This is a genomic window from Mycolicibacterium aromaticivorans JS19b1 = JCM 16368 (assembly GCF_000559085.1).
Classification (GTDB): Bacteria; Actinomycetota; Actinomycetes; order Mycobacteriales; family Mycobacteriaceae; genus Mycobacterium; species Mycobacterium aromaticivorans.
Map to the genome: position 1 here is coordinate 569,758 of NZ_JALN02000001.1, position 17,023 is coordinate 586,780.

At 66.7% G+C, this 17,023-nt stretch carries 19 protein-coding genes; 5 read left to right on the forward strand and 14 right to left on the reverse strand.

Annotated features, from left to right (window positions below; translation table 11 throughout):
* Positions 1-3 precede the first annotated feature (3 nt).
* Positions 4-987 carry a heme-dependent oxidative N-demethylase family protein gene (locus Y900_RS02735; protein ID WP_036345674.1) on the forward strand — a complete coding sequence of 328 codons (984 nt, stop codon included), beginning with the start codon at positions 4-6 and terminating at the stop codon, positions 985-987.
* Here Y900_RS02735 and Y900_RS02740 read toward each other — a convergent pair.
* Genes Y900_RS02740 through Y900_RS02755 form a run of 4 tightly spaced genes read right to left on the reverse strand, consistent with a single transcriptional unit; the run spans position 984 to position 5,476 of the window.
* Positions 984-2,663, reverse strand: coding sequence for a ribonuclease J (locus tag Y900_RS02740; protein ID WP_036338707.1), 1,680 nt, complete (start codon positions 2,661-2,663; stop codon positions 984-986). The two genes, Y900_RS02735 and Y900_RS02740, sit on opposite strands and share 4 nt — an antisense overlap.
* On the reverse strand, positions 2,660-3,568 hold the full coding sequence (gene dapA, locus Y900_RS02745) for a 4-hydroxy-tetrahydrodipicolinate synthase (RefSeq protein ID WP_192827467.1): 909 nt from the start codon (positions 3,566-3,568) through the stop codon (positions 2,660-2,662). The genes Y900_RS02740 and dapA overlap by 4 nt, the downstream gene beginning before the upstream one ends.
* An 18-nt stretch (positions 3,569-3,586) precedes the next feature.
* Positions 3,587-4,351, reverse strand: a complete 765-nt coding sequence (thyX, locus tag Y900_RS02750; RefSeq protein ID WP_036338713.1) for an FAD-dependent thymidylate synthase — start codon at positions 4,349-4,351, stop codon at positions 3,587-3,589.
* Positions 4,352-4,360: 9 nt separating this feature from the next.
* Positions 4,361-5,476 carry a GGDEF domain-containing protein gene (locus Y900_RS02755; RefSeq protein WP_131536068.1) on the reverse strand — a complete coding sequence of 372 codons (1,116 nt, stop codon included), beginning with the start codon at positions 5,474-5,476 and terminating at the stop codon, positions 4,361-4,363.
* Between the two features lie 91 nt (positions 5,477-5,567).
* Between Y900_RS02755 and Y900_RS02760 the strand changes: the two genes are divergently transcribed.
* Positions 5,568-7,127 (forward strand): class I adenylate-forming enzyme family protein, encoded by a 1,560-nt coding sequence (locus tag Y900_RS02760; RefSeq protein WP_036338719.1) that lies wholly within the window; start codon positions 5,568-5,570, stop codon positions 7,125-7,127.
* A gap of 78 nt (positions 7,128-7,205) precedes the next feature.
* On the opposite strand, the gene Y900_RS02765 is transcribed toward Y900_RS02760, so the two are convergent.
* Genes Y900_RS02765 through Y900_RS02775 form a run of 3 tightly spaced genes read right to left on the reverse strand, consistent with a single transcriptional unit; the run spans position 7,206 to position 9,698 of the window.
* On the reverse strand, positions 7,206-8,414 hold the full coding sequence (locus Y900_RS02765) for a winged helix-turn-helix domain-containing protein (RefSeq protein ID WP_036338722.1): 1,209 nt from the start codon (positions 8,412-8,414) through the stop codon (positions 7,206-7,208).
* Positions 8,411-8,890, reverse strand: coding sequence for a dihydrofolate reductase (locus tag Y900_RS02770; RefSeq protein ID WP_036338725.1), 480 nt, complete (start codon positions 8,888-8,890; stop codon positions 8,411-8,413). Before Y900_RS02770 ends, Y900_RS02765 begins: the two co-directional genes overlap by 4 nt.
* Positions 8,891-8,897: 7 nt before the next feature.
* Entirely contained in the window at positions 8,898-9,698 is an 801-nt protein-coding gene (locus Y900_RS02775; protein ID WP_036338728.1) for a thymidylate synthase, read from the reverse strand.
* A 43-nt stretch (positions 9,699-9,741) separates the two neighbouring features.
* On the opposite strand from Y900_RS02775, the gene Y900_RS02780 reads away from it, so the two are divergent.
* Positions 9,742-10,482 carry a dienelactone hydrolase family protein gene (locus Y900_RS02780; RefSeq protein ID WP_036338731.1) on the forward strand — a complete coding sequence of 247 codons (741 nt, stop codon included), beginning with the start codon at positions 9,742-9,744 and terminating at the stop codon, positions 10,480-10,482.
* Here the strand turns inward: Y900_RS02780 and Y900_RS02785 are convergent.
* Positions 10,471-10,938, reverse strand: coding sequence for a hypothetical protein (locus Y900_RS02785; RefSeq protein ID WP_036338734.1), 468 nt, complete (start codon positions 10,936-10,938; stop codon positions 10,471-10,473). The two genes, Y900_RS02780 and Y900_RS02785, sit on opposite strands and share 12 nt — an antisense overlap.
* 281 nt (positions 10,939-11,219) lie before the next feature.
* Here Y900_RS02785 and Y900_RS02790 point away from each other — a divergent pair, with 281 nt between their 5' ends.
* Positions 11,220-11,768 (forward strand): TetR/AcrR family transcriptional regulator, encoded by a 549-nt coding sequence (locus tag Y900_RS02790; protein ID WP_237752658.1) that lies wholly within the window; start codon positions 11,220-11,222, stop codon positions 11,766-11,768.
* A 64-nt stretch (positions 11,769-11,832) separates the two neighbouring features.
* Here the strand turns inward: Y900_RS02790 and Y900_RS02795 are convergent, their stop codons facing one another.
* The 5 genes from Y900_RS02795 to aldR all read right to left on the reverse strand — a co-directional run bounded on the left by Y900_RS02795 (position 11,833) and on the right by aldR (position 14,922).
* Positions 11,833-12,285 (reverse strand): flavodoxin family protein, encoded by a 453-nt coding sequence (locus Y900_RS02795; RefSeq protein ID WP_036345676.1) that lies wholly within the window; start codon positions 12,283-12,285, stop codon positions 11,833-11,835.
* The gene (locus Y900_RS02800) at positions 12,282-12,749 is read right to left on the reverse strand and encodes a nitroreductase family deazaflavin-dependent oxidoreductase (RefSeq protein ID WP_192827468.1); all 468 of its coding nucleotides are present in this window, start codon (positions 12,747-12,749) and stop codon (positions 12,282-12,284) included. Before Y900_RS02800 ends, Y900_RS02795 begins: the two co-directional genes overlap by 4 nt.
* Positions 12,750-12,784: 35 nt before the next feature.
* On the reverse strand, positions 12,785-13,207 hold the full coding sequence (locus Y900_RS02805) for a tetratricopeptide repeat protein (RefSeq protein WP_051660293.1): 423 nt from the start codon (positions 13,205-13,207) through the stop codon (positions 12,785-12,787).
* A 35-nt stretch (positions 13,208-13,242) separates the two neighbouring features.
* Positions 13,243-13,977: a 4-hydroxy-tetrahydrodipicolinate reductase gene (gene dapB / locus Y900_RS02810; RefSeq protein ID WP_036338740.1), complete on the reverse strand. Its 735-nt coding sequence runs from the start codon at positions 13,975-13,977 to the stop codon at positions 13,243-13,245.
* Between the two features lie 432 nt (positions 13,978-14,409).
* The gene (gene aldR, locus Y900_RS02815) at positions 14,410-14,922 is read right to left on the reverse strand and encodes an HTH-type transcriptional regulator AldR (protein WP_036338744.1); all 513 of its coding nucleotides are present in this window, start codon (positions 14,920-14,922) and stop codon (positions 14,410-14,412) included.
* A gap of 95 nt (positions 14,923-15,017) precedes the next feature.
* On the opposite strand from aldR, the gene ald reads away from it, so the two are divergent.
* Positions 15,018-16,133: an alanine dehydrogenase gene (ald, locus tag Y900_RS02820; protein WP_036338747.1), complete on the forward strand. Its 1,116-nt coding sequence runs from the start codon at positions 15,018-15,020 to the stop codon at positions 16,131-16,133.
* A 76-nt stretch (positions 16,134-16,209) separates the two neighbouring features.
* Here ald and Y900_RS02825 read toward each other — a convergent pair whose 3' ends face one another.
* On the reverse strand, positions 16,210-17,004 hold the full coding sequence (locus Y900_RS02825; RefSeq protein WP_036338750.1) for a VOC family protein: 795 nt from the start codon (positions 17,002-17,004) through the stop codon (positions 16,210-16,212).
* Positions 17,005-17,023: the final 19 nt, after the last annotated feature.

Genomic DNA, 17,023 nt, shown 5'->3' on the forward strand with positions numbered 1-17,023 from the left:
GGGTTGGTGTCGGCACCGGATCTGGTTGCATCCTTTCCGTTTCCGTATACGGCCGACTCCTACCGGTACACCACCAACATCGCGCCCGCCCGCGCAGTGGTGACCACCGCGACCGGGCAGTGGGGCGAGCGGGTGGTCGACGTCGACAGCGAGTACACCCTCGAACTCGCCGAACGCCGCCGCATCCTGGCCGCCGATCCATCCCGGCATGCGGTGCTGCCGCACATGAGAATCGCGTGCTGGGACACCATGCTGACGTTGATGACCGAGCTCGCCGGCTCATATCCGGCGGTGATGTCCTTGAGCCGCGACGGCGACACCTGGTGTTGGCGCAACGAATTGCTCGGCATCGCCCAAGAATTCGTCGTCGGCGACGAGTCAAGCCTGCCGTGCGATCCACTGGCCTACATCGCCGGGCAGGTGCAGGAGGACATCGTGCTGCTCGACCAGCGTGACGACGACCTGTTCGCCGACGCCGGCGTGGTCACGTTCGCCGCGGGCTGGTCGTTCGGCTTCGACCTCGGGATGACCTTCCTGGAGATTCATGGACCGGTCCCCCGGTTACGTGAGACCGGGGTGATCACCCGGGCCCGGGAGTTCCTGATGCGATTGCAGGCGGGCGACATCTACCGCCGGACGAACTGGTCGATGACCGTCGGCAGACGGCTCGATGTGTCCACCGAAGCCGTCCCGCACTGGCTGCCCGACCGCGCGAACCTGGACGCCGTCGATGACGACACGTTCGGCCGTCTCATCCACTTGCGGGTGGAGGTCCAGCATCTGATCCGCCTGCCGGAATCGGGTGCGATCTGTTTTCTGATTCGCAGCTACATGCTGCCGCTGGCCGACCTCTGCACTGTTGAGCAGTGGCGTGTGCGCACCGCCGCAGTGTTGGCCGAACTGCCGGATGACATGGTCGATTACAAGGGACTGAGTTCCTACCGGGACCGGGCAGTCAGCTGGCTGCGCTCGCAGCAACCGGTCTAGATTTCGATGACCGTCGGCACAATCATCGGCTGGCGGCGATAGGTCTCCCCCACCCACTTTCCGATGGTGCGCCGCACCGCCTGCGCGACGCGCACCGGGTCGGTGACATTCTCGGCGGCAAGCTTTTCCAGCTCGGCTTCGACCTTGCGGGCGGCGGGCTCCAACGCCTTCGGGTCTTCGGAGAACCCCCGCGAATGCAGCTGCGGCGCGGCCACCGAGCGCCCGGTCTCCCGGTTCAGCACCACCGTGGCGGCAATGAATCCCGAACTCAGGATGAGTCGCTCGCCCAGCGTCGCCTCGCCGACGTCGCCCATGATCAGGCCGTCGACGAACATCTTGCCCACCGGCACCGCGCCTGCGATCGACACCCGTCCACCGACCAGATCGACGCTGACGCCGCTCTCGGCCACCACGATATTCTCCTCGGGCACGCCACTGCGCGCGGCGAGCTTGGCGTTGGCGCGCAGCATCCGCCAGGTGCCGTGTACCGGCATCACGTTGCGCGGCCGCACCCCGTTGTAGAGAAACAGCAGCTCGCCGGCATAGGCATGGCCCGAAACATGGACTCGCACTTGTTGATTGGTGACCACCCTGGCGCCGATCTTGGCCAGGTCGTCGATGACACCGTAGACCGCCTCCTCGTTGCCGGGGATCAGCGACGAGGACAGGATGATCAGGTCGTCTGAGGTGATCGTGATGCTGCGGTGCTCTCCGCGCGACATCCGGGACAGCGCCGCCATCGGCTCGCCCTGCGTGCCGGTGGTGATCAGCACCACCTGCCCGGGCGTCATCTCCTCGGCCATCGCGATGTCAACGACGTCGCGATCCTCGACATGCAGGAATCCCAACTCGCGGGCGATCGCCATGTTCCGCAGCATCGAGCGGCCGACGAACGACACCCGCCGGCCCAATGCGATTGCGGCGTCGACGATCTGCTGCACACGGTCGACGTTGGAGGCGAAGCAGGCCACGATGATCCGCTGCCCTTCGGCGTTGCGCATCAGCCGGTGCAGGTTGGGCCCGACCTCGCTTTCCGAGGGCCCTACTCCGGGGATTTCGGAGTTGGTCGAGTCGCACAGGAACAGGTCTACCCCGGCATCGCCGAGTCGGGACATGCCGGGCAGGTCGGTGGGCCGGCCGTCGGGCGGCAATTGGTCGAGCTTGATGTCACCGGTGTGCAGGACGGTGCCGGCACCGGTGTGGATGGCGATCGCGAGGGCGTCGGGGATGGAGTGGTTGACCGCGAAGTACTGACATTCGAACACCCCGTGGCTGCTGCGCTGACCCTCGGCGACCTCGACGAACACGGGGTTGACCCGGTGCTCACGGCACTTCGCGGCCACCAGGGCGAGGGTGAACTTGGAGCCCACCACCGGAATGTCGCCGCGCATTTTCAGCAGGTACGGGATCGCGCCGATGTGATCTTCATGGGCGTGGGTCAGGACCAGTGCTTCGATGTCGTCGAGGCGGTCGGAGATGTGCCGCAGGTCGGGCAGGATCAGGTCGACGCCGGGCTCGTCGTGGTTGGGGAACAGCACCCCGCAGTCGATGATCAGAAGCCGGCCGAGATGCTCGAAAACGGTCATGTTGCGGCCGATTTCGTTGATGCCGCCCAGCGCGGTCACGCGCAGACCTCCAGGGGCCAGTGGCCCGGGAGGTGACAATTCCTCGTTCACCTCAGTACGCCCGCGGCGCGGAGTTCGGCGGCCAGTTCGTCGAGCTGCTCGGCGGTGGCGGGCACCTGCGGCAACCGCGGGTCGCCGACCTCGATGCCCAGCAGATGCAGCCCGGCCTTGGCGAACGTGACGCCGCCCAGACGAGTCTGCGGGGCGTTCAGCGGCGCCAGCGCCACCGCGATCTTGCGCGCGGTGGCGATGTCGCCGGAGTTGAAGGCGCTCAGCATGTCTCGCAGCTGACTTGCCGCCACATGCCCCCACACGCTGACGAAGCCGACCGCACCCATCGCCAGCCACGGCAGGTTCAGCGCATCGTCACCCGAGTAGTAGGCCAGCCCGGTCTCGGCCATGATCTGCGCGCCGCCGTGCAGATCAGCTTTCGCATCCTTGACCGCCACGATGTTCGGGTGCGCCGACAGCGTGCGCATGGTGTCCCACTCGATCGGGACAACCGAGCGCGGCGGGATGTCGTACAGCATCACCGGTAGGTCCGTCGCATCGGCGACGGTGGTGAAGTGCGCGATCAGACCAGCCTGCGGGGGGCGCGAGTAATAGGGCGTGACGACGAGCAGGCCGTGCGCCCCCTCGGCGGCCGCGGTCTTGGCCAGACGGACGCTGTGCGCAGTGTCGTAGGTGCCGGCGCCGGCGACGATACGGGCCCGGTCACCGACCGCCTCGAGCACCGCGGCGAGCAACGCTCGCTTCTCGTCGTCGGTGGTGGTCGGCGACTCGCCGGTGGTACCGGACAGCACGAGACCGTCGCATCCGGAGTCGACGAGGTGGGTGGCCACCCGCGCAGCGGCGACCGTGTCCACGGTCCCGCCGGGCTTGAACGGAGTCACCATTGCGGTCAGTACGGTGCCCAACTGGGCGCTGACATCGATTCCGCTGGTGCTCACGGACACCTAGATTACCCGCTCCGCTCAGACCTCTGTCGCCAGCGGGGACGTCGCGACCTCCGTGCCGTCGGCCAGTTCGGTGATCTCGAAATCGGCGAAGACGGCGGGCGCGGCGGCGCCGAGTTCCCGCAGGCAGGCAATGGCCAGGCGGCGAATCTCGACGTCAGCATGTTCACTGGCCCGCATCGCGATGAAATGCCGCCAAGCCCGATAGTTGCCGCTCACCACGATGCGGGTCTCGGTGTCGTTGGGCAGTACTGCACGGGCCGCCTGCCTGGCTTGTTTGCGGCGCAGCACCGCTGTGTTCTCGCCGGGCTGACCGGCCATGAACTTCGCTTCCAGCCGGTTCAGCAGTTCGAGGTAGGCCGCCCTGCTGGCGTCGGCCGCCCTCAACAGAATCTGCTGGAGTTCCTGGTCGTCCTCCAGACCGGGCGGAACGACGACCTGGGCGTCGTTCTCGGGCACATACCGCTGCGACAGCTGCGAGTAGGAGAAATGCCGGTGCCGGATCAGCTCGTGGGTGCAGGACCGAGAGATGCCGGTGATGTAGAAGGTCACCGACGCGTGCTCGAGCACCGAGAAATGACCGACGTCGATGATGTGCTTGAGGTACGACGCGTTGGTCGCGGTCCGGGGGTTCGGCTTGGACCAGCTCTGGTAGCAGGCACGGCCGGCGAACTCGACGAGCGCCTGACCGCCGTCCGCGTCGGTGGTCCACGGCACGTCGGCGGGCGCCAGGAACTCCGTCTTGGCGATCAGCTGCACACGCAGCGGCGCGATCTCGGCCACGGGCTCACCTTAATGCGCCTCGGACCCGTCGCCCGTCAGGTCCCCGGCGAAGCGAATCTGATTCCCGCCGCTGCGTTTGGCCTCGTACATCGCGGCATCGGCGCGCGCGATCAGCCATTCGATCAGTTCGAGCGGTTTCAACGCGGGCGCACGGATCACTGTCGACGCCAAACCCAGGCTGGCGGTCACACCCCACGGCGCGGCGGCGATGGCCGTGCGCAGTTCTTCGCTGCTCTCCCTGGCGTGCTCCGGGGTGGACAGCTGCGCGTAGAGGAATTCCTCGCCTCCGACTCGGGCGATCGCGGTGTCGGTTCCGCTGACTTCTCTGAGGATGTCGGCGACAGCGACCAGAACCCGGTCGCCGGTCGGGTGACCCAAGGTGTCGTTGAGCCTTTTGAAACCGTCGAGATCGATCATGGCGATCGTGAAGTGCGGCCGAGATCGGTAGTCGGCGTGCCGCAACAGGGTCTGTGCCGACCGGAAGAAGCCGCGCCGGTTCGGCAAGCCGGTGAGCGTGTCGGTCGAGGACTTCAGGGAGTCGACCGACAACCAGTGGACGATCACCTGACCGCAGAAGGGCACCGCCAATATCCCGCCGCACAGGATCAGCAACTTGGCCACCGCCATCGCCGTATCGCCCGACATGGCGATGCGTGCGGCGCTGACGGCGGCGGTCGCCACGCCCGTCCCGAGTGTCAGAACCAGAAACGGTGCGGTGTGGAAGAAGGCGACGTATCCGGCCAGCCCGACAAAGGCGACCGCGCCGACCAGCGCGGTGCGGGGGTCCGCTTCGGCCAGCACGCCCACGGCGATGCACGCGTTACCCGCAACCGAATACACCTGTGACTGAACACGAGTCGGCCACCGCCAGAGGTACGACAGTGCGATCACGGCCAGGACCGCACTGGCAACACAGGTGACCGCGCGCTGCACCGGAGTCTGCGGGCCCGAGGGGCTGGCCAGTGCCAGCGCGTTGGCGGCGGCGATGGTCGACAATACGGCGAACATCAGCCAGCGCATGAACGTCACGAGCCGGCGCGCAGTCAGGTACGACGTCAGCCAGTCGTAGTGGTCGGGTTGGCGCCACCACAGGCCGATGCCATGCACTTGTCCCCGCGCCCCCAAGCTGTGATCGTGATTGCCCCTGATGGTAGTGATGTCGCAGGGACGCGTGAACAACTTCCCACAGGTCACTGAGCAATGCCGAAGGAGTCAGATGCCAGACGCGCGCTGGGGAAGCGATATCGACGCCGCTGGCTATGCCGGGCACCCGGGCCTGCAGTACTCCCCTCGGCCAACCACATTCGCGCAGGTGTTCGCCGACACGCAGCGCTGGGCCGAACGCACCTTTCTGGTGCACGGCGAGCACCGCATGACCTACGCGGCGTTCACCGAGGCGGTGAACGCGGGAACCGCCGCCCTGCGAGATGACGGTGTCCAACCCGGCGACCGAATCATGCTGTACGCCTACAACAGTCCGGCCTGGGTTGTCGCCCTGTGGTCGGCGTGGCGCAGCGGCGCTGTCCCGGTACTCGCCAATCGTTGGTGGAAGCAGACCGAGGTGGACCACGCCATCGGTCTGCTGGATCCGCATCTGGTCATCGCCGACACGTCCTTGGAGTGCGTGGCGCCGTCGAAGACACGAGACGTCGGTGGATTCACCGACGGCAGCCTCGCGTCCCCCGCGGTCGGCTCATCTGAGATCGAGGATCCCGACGCGACCTCGGTGATCCTGTTCACCTCGGGCAGCTCCGGGCTGCCCAAGGCGGTCGAACTGTCCCGGCGCGCCGTCATCGCCAACCAGCACAACGTGCTGGCGGTGACCAAACGCCTGCCGCATCAGCTCAATCCGGCTGCACCGCAGTCGGTTTCGCTGGCAAGCACCCCGATGTTCCACGTCGGCGGACTCTCGAATCTGCTGAGCAACTACCTCACCGGCGGCCGAGTGGTCATTCCCGAAGGGCGGTTCGACGCCGGCCAGATACTCGGGCTGATCGAACGCGAGGGTGTGCACAGTTGGGGCGGTGTTCCGACCATGGCGATCCGGGTGCTCGAGCACCCCGACTTCGACTCGTTCGATCTGTCGACACTGCGTTCGTTCCCGCTCGGCGGGGCGGCGGTACCCACCGCCCTGCTGGACCGGATGCGCGTGCGGCTGCCTCAACTCGCCGGCCGGGGACTCGGAAACACCTGGGGCATGACCGAATCCGGCGGATTCCTGACCTCCGCGACAGGCCGTGACCTGCAGCAGTATCCGGGTACCGTCGGACGCCCCTATCCGGTCGTGGAGATCGTCATCGACCGCCCGGATGCCGACGGAGTAGGCGAGATCCTCGCGCGCTCACCAACAGTGATGAACGGCTACGTCGGGATCGATGACGGCACTGTCGACGACGACGGCTGGCTGCACACCGGTGATCTCGGCCATCTCGTGGATGGCTATCTGTTCATCGACGGTCGCGCCAAGGACATCGTCATCCGGGGTGGCGAGAACATCGGGTGCGGCCACGTGGAAGCCGCGCTGTCCTCCCATCCGGCGGTTGTCGAGGTGGCCGCCATCGGACTGCCGCACCCCGACCTCGGCGAGGAACTCGCCGCCGTGGTCGTCCACCGCGAAGGCGATGCGGCACCGACCGAGGATGAACTCCGCGCCCACGTGTCGGATGTGCTGGCGCACTTCGCGATTCCGACCCGCTGGCACATCAGCACCGCTGCCCTGCCGACACTTCCTGGCGAGAAGATCGACAAGAAGCGCCTGACCGAACGATTCAGCTGACTCACCTCTACCGCAACGAAAACGACGTCACGACTGCTGATCGCCGAGAATCACGACCATAGCGGCGATCTGGACGCCTCAGAGGGCCTTGCCCAGCGCCGCGACCAGGTCGCCGCGCTTCCCGACGGTGACGGTGCTCAACCCGAGCCAGACCGCCATGCTGTGGAGTTCGGCAGCCAGCCTGGGCGCGACCACCGCCGGGTTCTGGCCCGGCTCGGTGAAAGCGCCGACCACATTGAGCGCGTCGTTGGCGCGGTCGGCCTTGAGGTCGACACGCCCGACGAGGCGCCCGTCGAGCAGGAACGGCCACACGTAGTAGCCGAACTGCCGCTTAGGTTCGGGTGTGTAAATCTCGATGCGGTAATGGAATTGGAAGATCCGCTCGAGGCGCGGACGAAAAAAGATCAGCGGGTCGAACGGGCACAGCAGCGCAGTGCCCCGATCCAGCCGGGGCACCGTCACGCCCGGCGCCAGGTACGCCGGCGCCGACCAGCCGTCGACCTCGACCTCCTCGAGCGCACCCTCGGCGACCAGCGCGGCGACCGCGGGCTTGCTCTGCTTGGGACTGAGCCGGAAATAGTCACGCAGGTCCGGTTCGGTGGCCACGCCGAGCGCACCTGCGGCGCGCTGCACCAATTCCCGCACCGCCTCGTCATCGTCGACCTCGCGGGCCAGCACATGCGGCGGCAACACCTTCTCGGTGAGGTCGTAGTGCCGGGCGAACCCGATCCGCGTCGCCGTCGTCAGCGCTCCCGACGACCACAACGCCTCGGCCACCCACTTGGTGTCGCTGCGATCCCACCACGGACCCTTGCGCCGCGCACGTTCCCCTTCCAGATGTGCTTCGATCTGTCCGGCCGTGCTCGGCCCGAGCTCGTCGACGGCAGCCAGGACATTATCTGCCAGTCGCGGGTTCTTCTTGACGATCTCCCGGCCCCAGCGACCGTGGGCGTATTCCCGCATCCGCCAACGCATCAGCGGCCAGTCCTCGAGTGCCATCAGCGCGGCCTCATGGGCCCAGTACTCGACCAGCAACCGCGGCGCCCGGGCGCTGTGGCTCCACGCCGCGGCGTCGAGGATGCTGCGATCGTAGGGGCCGAGTCTGCTGAACACCGGCGCGTAGTGAGCGCGCACGGCCACCGACACCGAGTCGAGTTGCAGCAGTTGGATCCGGCTGACGAGTCGCCGCAGATGCGCGCGGTTGACCGACCCGCGCGGCTTCGGTTCGGCGAAGCCCTGAGCTGAGATGGCGACGCGGCGGGCCTGATCGGCTGACAGCCGGGTCATGCCCGCAGGTAGCTGTGGAACCGGTACCGCAGTCCCGACGTACTGGTCTGCCAGTCCCCCGACGTGCCAACCCAGGATTCGTCGAGACCCGGAGCCAAGGCATCCTCGTCGTCGACGCGCAGGTCGATCTCGACCTCGGTCACCTCGCAGCGGTCCGCCACCGGCAGGGCGAGGTGGTAGACCTCCGATCCGCCGATCACCCACATATCGTCATCGGGCACGTCGTCCAGCGCGCCCACCACCGTCGCTCCGTCAGCCATGTAGTCAGCTTGCCGGGTGAGTACGACATTATTCCGGCCCGGCAGCGGCCGCACCGAGCCGGGCAACGACTCCCAGGTGCGCCGGCCCATCACAACGGTGTGTCCCATGGTGAGGTCCTTGAAGCGCGCCAGATCCTCGGGCAGGCGCCACGGGATGCCGCCGTCGCGGCCGATGACACCTGAGGTCGACTGCGCCCAGATCAGGCCAACGCTCATTCGCAGCTCACACCGCAACAGGCGCTTTGATCGCCGGGTGTGGATCGTAGTGGCGGATCTCGACATCTTCGTAGGTGTAGTCGAAGATCGAATCACGCTGAGCAAGAACCAATTCGGGATACGGGCGGGGATCGCGGTTCAACTGTTCGGTGACCTGCTCGACGTGGTTGTCGTAGATGTGGCAGTCGCCGCCGGTCCAGACGAAGTCGCCGACATCGAGCCCCGCCTGGGCAGCCATCATGTGGGTGAGCAGCGCATAGCTGGCGATGTTGAACGGAACCCCGAGGAACAGGTCGGCGCTGCGCTGGTAGAGCTGGCAGCTCAGCCGCCCGTCGGCCACGTAGAACTGGAACAACGCGTGGCAGGGCGCCAACGCCATCTGCGGGATCTCACCGACGTTCCACGCCGAAACGATGATCCGGCGGCTGTCGGGGTCGGTGCGCAGCAGGTCCAGCGCGGCGCTGATCTGGTCGACGTGCTCACCTGACGGGGTCGGCCACGACCGCCACTGCACCCCGTACACCGGTCCGAGATCGCCGGTGGCAGAAGCCCATTCATCCCAAATGGTCACGCCGTGCTGCTGCAGCCATTCGACGTTGGATTCGCCGCGCAGGAACCACAGCAGCTCGTAGACCACCGACTTCAGGTGCACCTTCTTGGTGGTGATCAAGGGGAAGCCGGCCGACAGGTCGTAGCGCAACTGGTGGCCGAACAGACTGCGGGTGCCGGTACCGGTGCGATCGGATTTCGGTGTGCCCTGCTCGAGCACAAGTCGCAGCAGATCCTCGTACGGCGTGGCGATCGGCACGCCGCCCAGCTTACGTCCGCAGGCAGAGAGTACAAACGAAGCCATGCCGACCATCTCTGACACCGTCACCACCGCCGATGGAACCTGTCCGGTCATCCTCGCCGTTCCCGACGGCCAGGGCCCATGGCCCGGTGTGATCCTGTATCCGGATGCCGGGGGCACCCGCGCGACATTTGTCGACATGGCGGCCCGGCTGGCCGACCTGGGCTACGCGGTGTTGGTGCCCGACGTCTACTACCGCAGCGGCGACTGGGCGCCCTTTGACATGGAGACGGTGTTCAGCGACAAGGCCGAGCGGCAGCGGCTGTTCTCGATGATCGGCAGCGTCACGCCCGACGCGATGGCCGCCGACGCGCGGGCGTTCTTCGACTTCCTGGCCGGCCGCCCCGAGGTGACCGGCGAAGCGTTCGGCACGACCGGCTACTGCATGGGTGGCCGCACGTCACTGACGGTCGCCGGCCGGGTGCCCGAGCGCGTCGCCGCGGCGATGTCGTTTCACGGCGGCGGGCTGGCCACCGACGATCCGGGAAGCCCGCATCTGCTGGCCGATCAGATCACGGCGGCGGTCTATGTCGGCGGAGCCCACGACGACGCCTCTTTCACCCCGGCCCAGTCCGACGCCTTGGACAAGGCGCTGACAGCCGCCGGCGTCGACCACACCATCGAGTGGTACCCCGCCGCGCACGGCTTCGCGGTCCCCGACAACGCGCCTTACGACGAGGCAGCCGCCGCGCGGCACTGGGATGCGATGCGGGACTTCTTCGCGGCCCACCTACCCCGCTGAGCCGTCCTTGTGGCGGGAGTGGCGCAGGCTGGCCACCGCGCGGATGACGCCGCGTGAGGCGTAGACGGCGACGACGCCGGACAGCAGGATCAGGAATACGAACATCACCAGCCAGTTGGTCCGGCTGTGCGGCACGTTCCACCAGACGATGGTGAACAGCACCGCGCAGATGAAGACCACGATGTCGCGCCAGTTGCCCTTGTACGACGAGGCGATCTCGCGCAGCTCGCGGCTTTTCTCGGTCGCGTCGATGAGGTCGACGATCCGCATGTTGATGCTCTCGCGCAGCCTGGCGCGCAACTCGACGTCCTCGTCAGGCAGCTGGTCGAGCAACTCGAGGTCGGCCTTGATGGCGCCGCGCACATCAGGGCCCCGGAGATTGCCGGCGGCGACACCCAATAGCGCCCCGCCGGCGATCGGGGCGGCCCCCAGAGCGATATCAGCGATTCCCGGCATGACACCTCACGTCCTTGATCGGGCGGTTGTTGCAGATGACGGTAGGGCCGACCCGGCCTGCCGGTCCAGAAAAGACGTCAGATCGTGTCGCCCGGTCTCGGACGCGGACGCGTCGCGATAGGCAAGGTCGCAGGGCTGATGACGTAGTTTGACTAGGCGAGCCGATCCCGAGTGGAAGGGCGAGACCGATCCCAGTCACACGCCAGCAGAGCGACAACGCCAGGCGCCGCATCGAACGTCGCGCAGCAGATCGCCGGGCGTCCAACGAGCGCTGGCGCAGCATCCTCCTCGGCGCCACCGAGGTTTTCCGGCGGGAGGGATTTGCCCGAGCCCGGCTCGAAGACGTGGCCGCCGAAGTCGGTATCAACCGGGCGTCTCTCTACTACTACGTCGGAACCAAGGAAGAGTTGCTGCTCGCCCTCATCGAGGAGCCTGCCCGCGACATGACGCGGCACTGCCGTGCCGCACTGGAATCCGACGAGCCGGCCGACGTCAAACTGCGGGTTGCACTGCACTGTTACGTCGACGACCTCCAGAACCATCCGGAGCTGTTCCTGCTGTTCAGCGAGAGTCAGCACATCGCCGCGATCCCCGATGCCCACGGCATCAGCAGCAACGCCGAGGATTATGCCCAGGCCCTACTCGCGATCGTCGAGGAGGGCGTCGGCACAGGCGTTTTCCGCGCCGACCTGGAACCCCGGCTGGTGACCCACGGAATTCTCGGCATGCACAACTGGATTCATCGGTGGTACGTGCCGAGCGGGCGACGCTCATTGACGGAGATCGGCGAAGTCTTCGCCGAGATGATCCTGTCCGGCCTGCGCCCCTGACAGGCCGATGATCGTTCTCCCACAGCATTTTCCGCAGGTGCGGACGACAGGTTGGAGGACGTATTCACTCCATCAGCTGAGCAGCGACGGTAGCGCCGAGATTCCAGCAGGCCTCGAGGTCGTCCTTGGTCGGCTTGCCGGACACGATGACCGTCTCGGCCGCCCGCAGCCAGCCCAACCCCGCGGTGATGCCGTCGACGGCGCGCTGCGCCCCCTCGGTGCCCTCGTTCCCGTGCAGATAGACGCCGAACGGGCGACCTCGGGTGGCATCCAGGATCTGGTAGTAGGACTGGTCGAAAGCGTGCTTGAGCGCGCCGCTGATGTAGCCGAGATTGGCGGGGCTGCCCAGCAGGTAGCCGTCCGCCTCCAACATGTCGGCGGCCGAGCATGTCAGTGCCGGCCTGCGAACCACCTCGACCCCGTCGATCTCGGGGTCGGTCGCGCCGGCGAGCACCGCCTCGAACATCTCGTGGCAGTGCGGCGACGGCGTGTGATGCACAACCAGCAGACGCTTCATCTCCGGCACCGTTCCCAACAGTTGGTCGACGCGGGAGTCAGGACAATGACCGGGATCTGGCGCGTCGTTCGTGTCTCGTAGTCGGCGAAGTACGGATACATCTGCACCAGTCGTCGCCAAAGCTCCTCGCGCTCATCGGCTTTGGCTTCGGCAGCCTCGACAGGGACGGTCACTCCCCTGACCTGAACCTGCGCAGCGGGATTGGCTTTCAAGTTCAGCCACCAGACGGGGTCGGTGTCGCTGCCCGAGTAGGCCGCCGCGATGACGAACCGACCACCGTCCTCGATGTAGATGAGCGGCAGGGTTCGCGACTTACCGGTTTTTCGTCCGGTCACGGTCAGCAGCATCGTCGGATACTTCGGATTCTGGGCCTTGCCGCCGGTCAGCCGGTATGCCAGGGAGTGCAGTCCGCTGATCGCCCGGGTCACCGGTCGCATGGCCGGGCGCCGCAAGACGTTACTCATGGCGTTGAAGAGACGCGCACCCGGCGAATCACTGGTCACCGTCTCCCCTCCGCTTGCATGGCAACGGCTTTGCGCATCGTCTCACGGGCTCGGCTGCGGTCACCCGCGTAGTCGTAGGCCCGCGCCAACCGGTACCACCGCTGCCAGTTGTCCGGATCGGCTTCCAGTTCGGCCCGCACCGTGTCGAACAGCGCGTCGGCGGCATCTCGCTCGATACGTCCCGACGGCGTGCGCGGCAGCTGGCTCACATCGAGTTCCATCCCGGCCTCGACGGCCAGCCGCGCCAGCCGCTGATGGGCGAACCCGGCCCGCAACGTCGCCACCATCGCCCACACCCCGACGACCGGAAGGATCAGCACCCCGATGCCGAGCGCGACCGCGACCGGAGTTCCCGTGCCGACCAGCGTGATACCCGTGCGGCCAAGCAGCAGAAAGTAGACAACCAGGGCCGCACACATGAGGCCGATCAGGAGCTGGATGCGCAGGGCGGCGTTCACAGGTCGAGTAGCGGTTCGATTCCGATGGTGAGGCCAGGCCGGTTGGCGATCTGACGGACGGCGAGCAGCACGCCGGGCACGAACGAGGTGCGGTCCAGGCTGTCGTGCCGGATGGTGAGCGTCTCCCCGAGGGTGCCGAACAGCACCTCCTGATGCGCGACCAGCCCGGTCAGCCGAATGGAGTGCACCGGCACGCCGTCGACATCGGCCCCGCGAGCTCCGTCCAAGCCGGTACTGGTGGCATCAGGGTTGGGCGGCAAGCCTTTTCGCGCTTCGGCGATCAACCGGGCGGTGCGGGTCGCAGTACCCGAGGGGGCGTCGGCTTTGTGCGGGTGGTGCAACTCGATCACTTCGACGGATTCGAAGTAGGGCGCGGCTTTCTGAGCGAAATGCATCGACAGCACGGCACCGATCGCGAAGTTGGGGGCGATCAGAACAGCGGACTCAGGGTGGTCAGCCAGCCAGGACCGGACGGTATCCAGGCGCTCGTCGGTGAAGCCGGTGGTGCCGACGACGGCATGGATCCCGTTGTCGATGAGGAACTTCAGGTTGTCCATCACGACATCGGGATGGGTGAAGTCGATGACCACCTCGGTGTCGCTGCCGGTCAACAGCGACAGCGCATCACCGGCGTCGACTTCGGCGCTCAGCGTCAGGTCGTCGGCCGCGCGGACGGCATCACACATCGTTGTTCCGACTTTGCCTCTGGCTCCCAGCACCGCAACTCGCATACCTGCAGCCTAACGAGGCACCGGTGCCGCCATCGCGATGCACCGATCGTCGTCGGGGTGGGTGCAAGGATTTACCATTCCCCTGGGGAGGTCGGGGCGGACAGGTCGTCCATTCCGACCTGCGCCGGTTTGCCGCCGACCCTGCCATTGCACCTGAACCGTCCCGGCTGATCTGGGCATCGATTGGCAACCTGGAGAATCCGTACGGCGGCCGACGAGCCGACACCGGCAGTTCGACGGCTGGGCCGGTTGGCCGGACGACACACGCAACCTGCCGGCAAGCCGGAATCGAAGTCCTCGACGGCGGCCGACGAGCCGACACCGGCAGTTCGACGGCTGGGCCGGTTGGCCGGACGACACACGCAACCTGCCGGCAAGCCGGAATCGAAGTCCTCGACGGCGGCATCCTCGGGCCGCCGAAAGGAACGCCATCTAGAGCGGAGCCGCACCGCGCAGGTGCTCGAAGATCAACGAGGTCTGGGTTCCCGCCACGTCGGAATCGGAGTTGAGGTTCTCGACGACGAACGAGCGCAGATCGTCGGTGTCACGGGCGGCGACATGGATGATGAAGTCGTCGGCCCCGGCCAGGAAGTACACGTCCATGACCTGTGGTTTGCGCCGAATGTGCTCGATGAAGCTGAGGATCTTTCCGCGGGCGTTGGATTGCAGGCTCACCGAGATCATCGCCTGCAACGACAGCCCGATCGCGGCCGGATCGATGTCGGTGTAGAAGCCGCGGATCACCCCGATGTCCTGCAGCCTGCGCACGCGCCCGTGACAGGTCGACGGCGCGATACCGACAGCGTCAGCCAGCGCGCTGTTGGAGATGCGGGCGTCCGCATGCAGAGTGGCCAGAATCCGCCGGTCGACACCGTCGAGTTCGGACCGAACATCCTTCGGCGCCACGGCCGGACGACCAGCCGATCTCGCTGATTCTCCACTCATACACCTAATCTATCGAATTTTCGCCAATTCGATTGCAATCCACTCGAATTTTCTTCACACTTCTTGCCAAGCCAATTTCCAATCGAGGAGCGATCATGCGCGTCGGCATACCGACCGAGATCAAGAACAACGAGTACCGCGTCGCCATCACCCCGGCCGGCGTGTCCGAACTGGTGCGCCGCGGCCACGAGGTCACCGTCCAGGCCGGCGCCGGTGAGGGTTCCGCCATTCACGACGACGACTTCAAGGCCGCCGGCGCGCAGATCATCGCCAGCGCCGACCAGGTGTGGGCCGAAGCCGACCTGCTGCTGAAGGTCAAGGAGCCCATCGAGGCCGAGTACGGCCGCATGCGCAAAGACCAGACCCTGTTCACCTACCTGCACTTGGCCGCCTCACGTCCGTGCACCGACGCTCTGCTGGCATCCGGCACCACGTCGATCGCCTACGAGACGGTGCAGACCGCCGACGGAGCGCTTCCGCTGCTGGCCCCGATGAGCGAGGTCGCAGGCCGGCTGGCCGCACAGGTCGGCGCCTACCACCTGATGCGCACCCAGGGCGGTCGCGGCGTGCTGATGGGCGGCGTGCCCGGTGTTGCCCCGGCCAAGGTCGTAGTGATCGGCGGCGGAATGGCCGGCGACAACGCCGCCGCCGTCGCCTGGGGTATGGGCGCGCACGTCACCGTGTTCGACCTCAACATCAACATCCTGCGCAAGATCGACGCCGAGTACGGCGGGGCGATCGAGACCCGCTACTCCTCGCGGCTCGACCTCGAGGATGCCGTCAAGCAGGCCGATCTGGTCATCGGTGCCGTGCTGGTGCCGGGCGCCAAGGCTCCGAAGCTCGTCACGAATGCGACTGTGGCACAGATGAAGCCGGGAGCGGTGCTGGTGGACATCGCCATCGACCAGGGTGGCTGCTTCGAGGATTCGAAGCCCACCACGCACGACGACCCGACCTTCCGGGTGCACGACGCGGTGTTCTACTGCGTGGCCAACATGCCCGGCGCGGTCCCGCGGACCTCGACCTACGCGCTGACCAACGCGACCATGCCGTACGTCATCAAGCTCGCCGACAAGGGCTGGCAGGCTGCCTGCGGGTCCGACCCGGCGCTGGCCAAGGGCTTGTCCACCCATCACGGGCAGCTGCTCAATCACGAGGTCGCCAACGACCTCGAGCTGCCCTACACCGATCCGGCCGGCCTGATGGCCTGAAAACCTCAGTGAGCCAACAGCTCACTACTGCACAGCGAACCGGGACTGCTCACCGCAGCGTCCCGGTTCGTTGGTCTTATATCCCGGCCGGCGGATGGCCGAGGCAGATCAGCGCGCCCAAGGGATCTTTGATCGCCGCCAAAGTTCCGTAGGGCGTCTCTTCGACGGGAATCACCAGCTGGCCACCGAGTTCCTCGGCCTGCTTGACCGTGGCGGCCACATCGTCGACGGTGATGTACACCTGCCAGAACGACGGCACCTCGGCGGGAAAGAGCTTGGCGGCGTCCATGATTCCCGAGTATGCGCGCTCTCCGGCGAAAACCTGACCGTAACGGTCCGGACCGACGGCGTCCGGGTCACCGCCGGTGCCGATCTCCTCGATCCGAGCCCCGAGCACCTGGCGGTAGAACGCCAGTGATGCGTCGTAGTCCTTGCTTTGACATTCGAACCAGTACGGCGTGCCGTGCTCGCCCCACTCGGTGAACCCCGGATGCGTCCCGGGCTGCCAGAATCCGATGACCGCGCCGGCGGGGTCGGACACCACCATCATCGAACCCAGATCGCCGACCGCCATCGGGGGCACCATCACCGTCGCGCCCGCGGTCTCCGCCGCCGCGACCGTGGCGCTGCCGTCGGTGGTGTGCAGGTACACCGACCAGATGTTCGCCGGGCCCTCGCCCATCGGCGGGATAAGCCCTGCCACCCGCTTACCGTTACGGGTGAAGTTCTGATAACCGCCGAACTCCGGGTGCGCCGGTCCCTCGAGCTGCCAACCGAAGATCACCCGGTAGAACTCCGCGGCTCGCGCGGGGTCACTGCTCATCAGGTCGAACCAGATGGGCGCCCCGGCCGGGGCGGCGTACTCACTCACGATGGATCCTTTCGGCTGA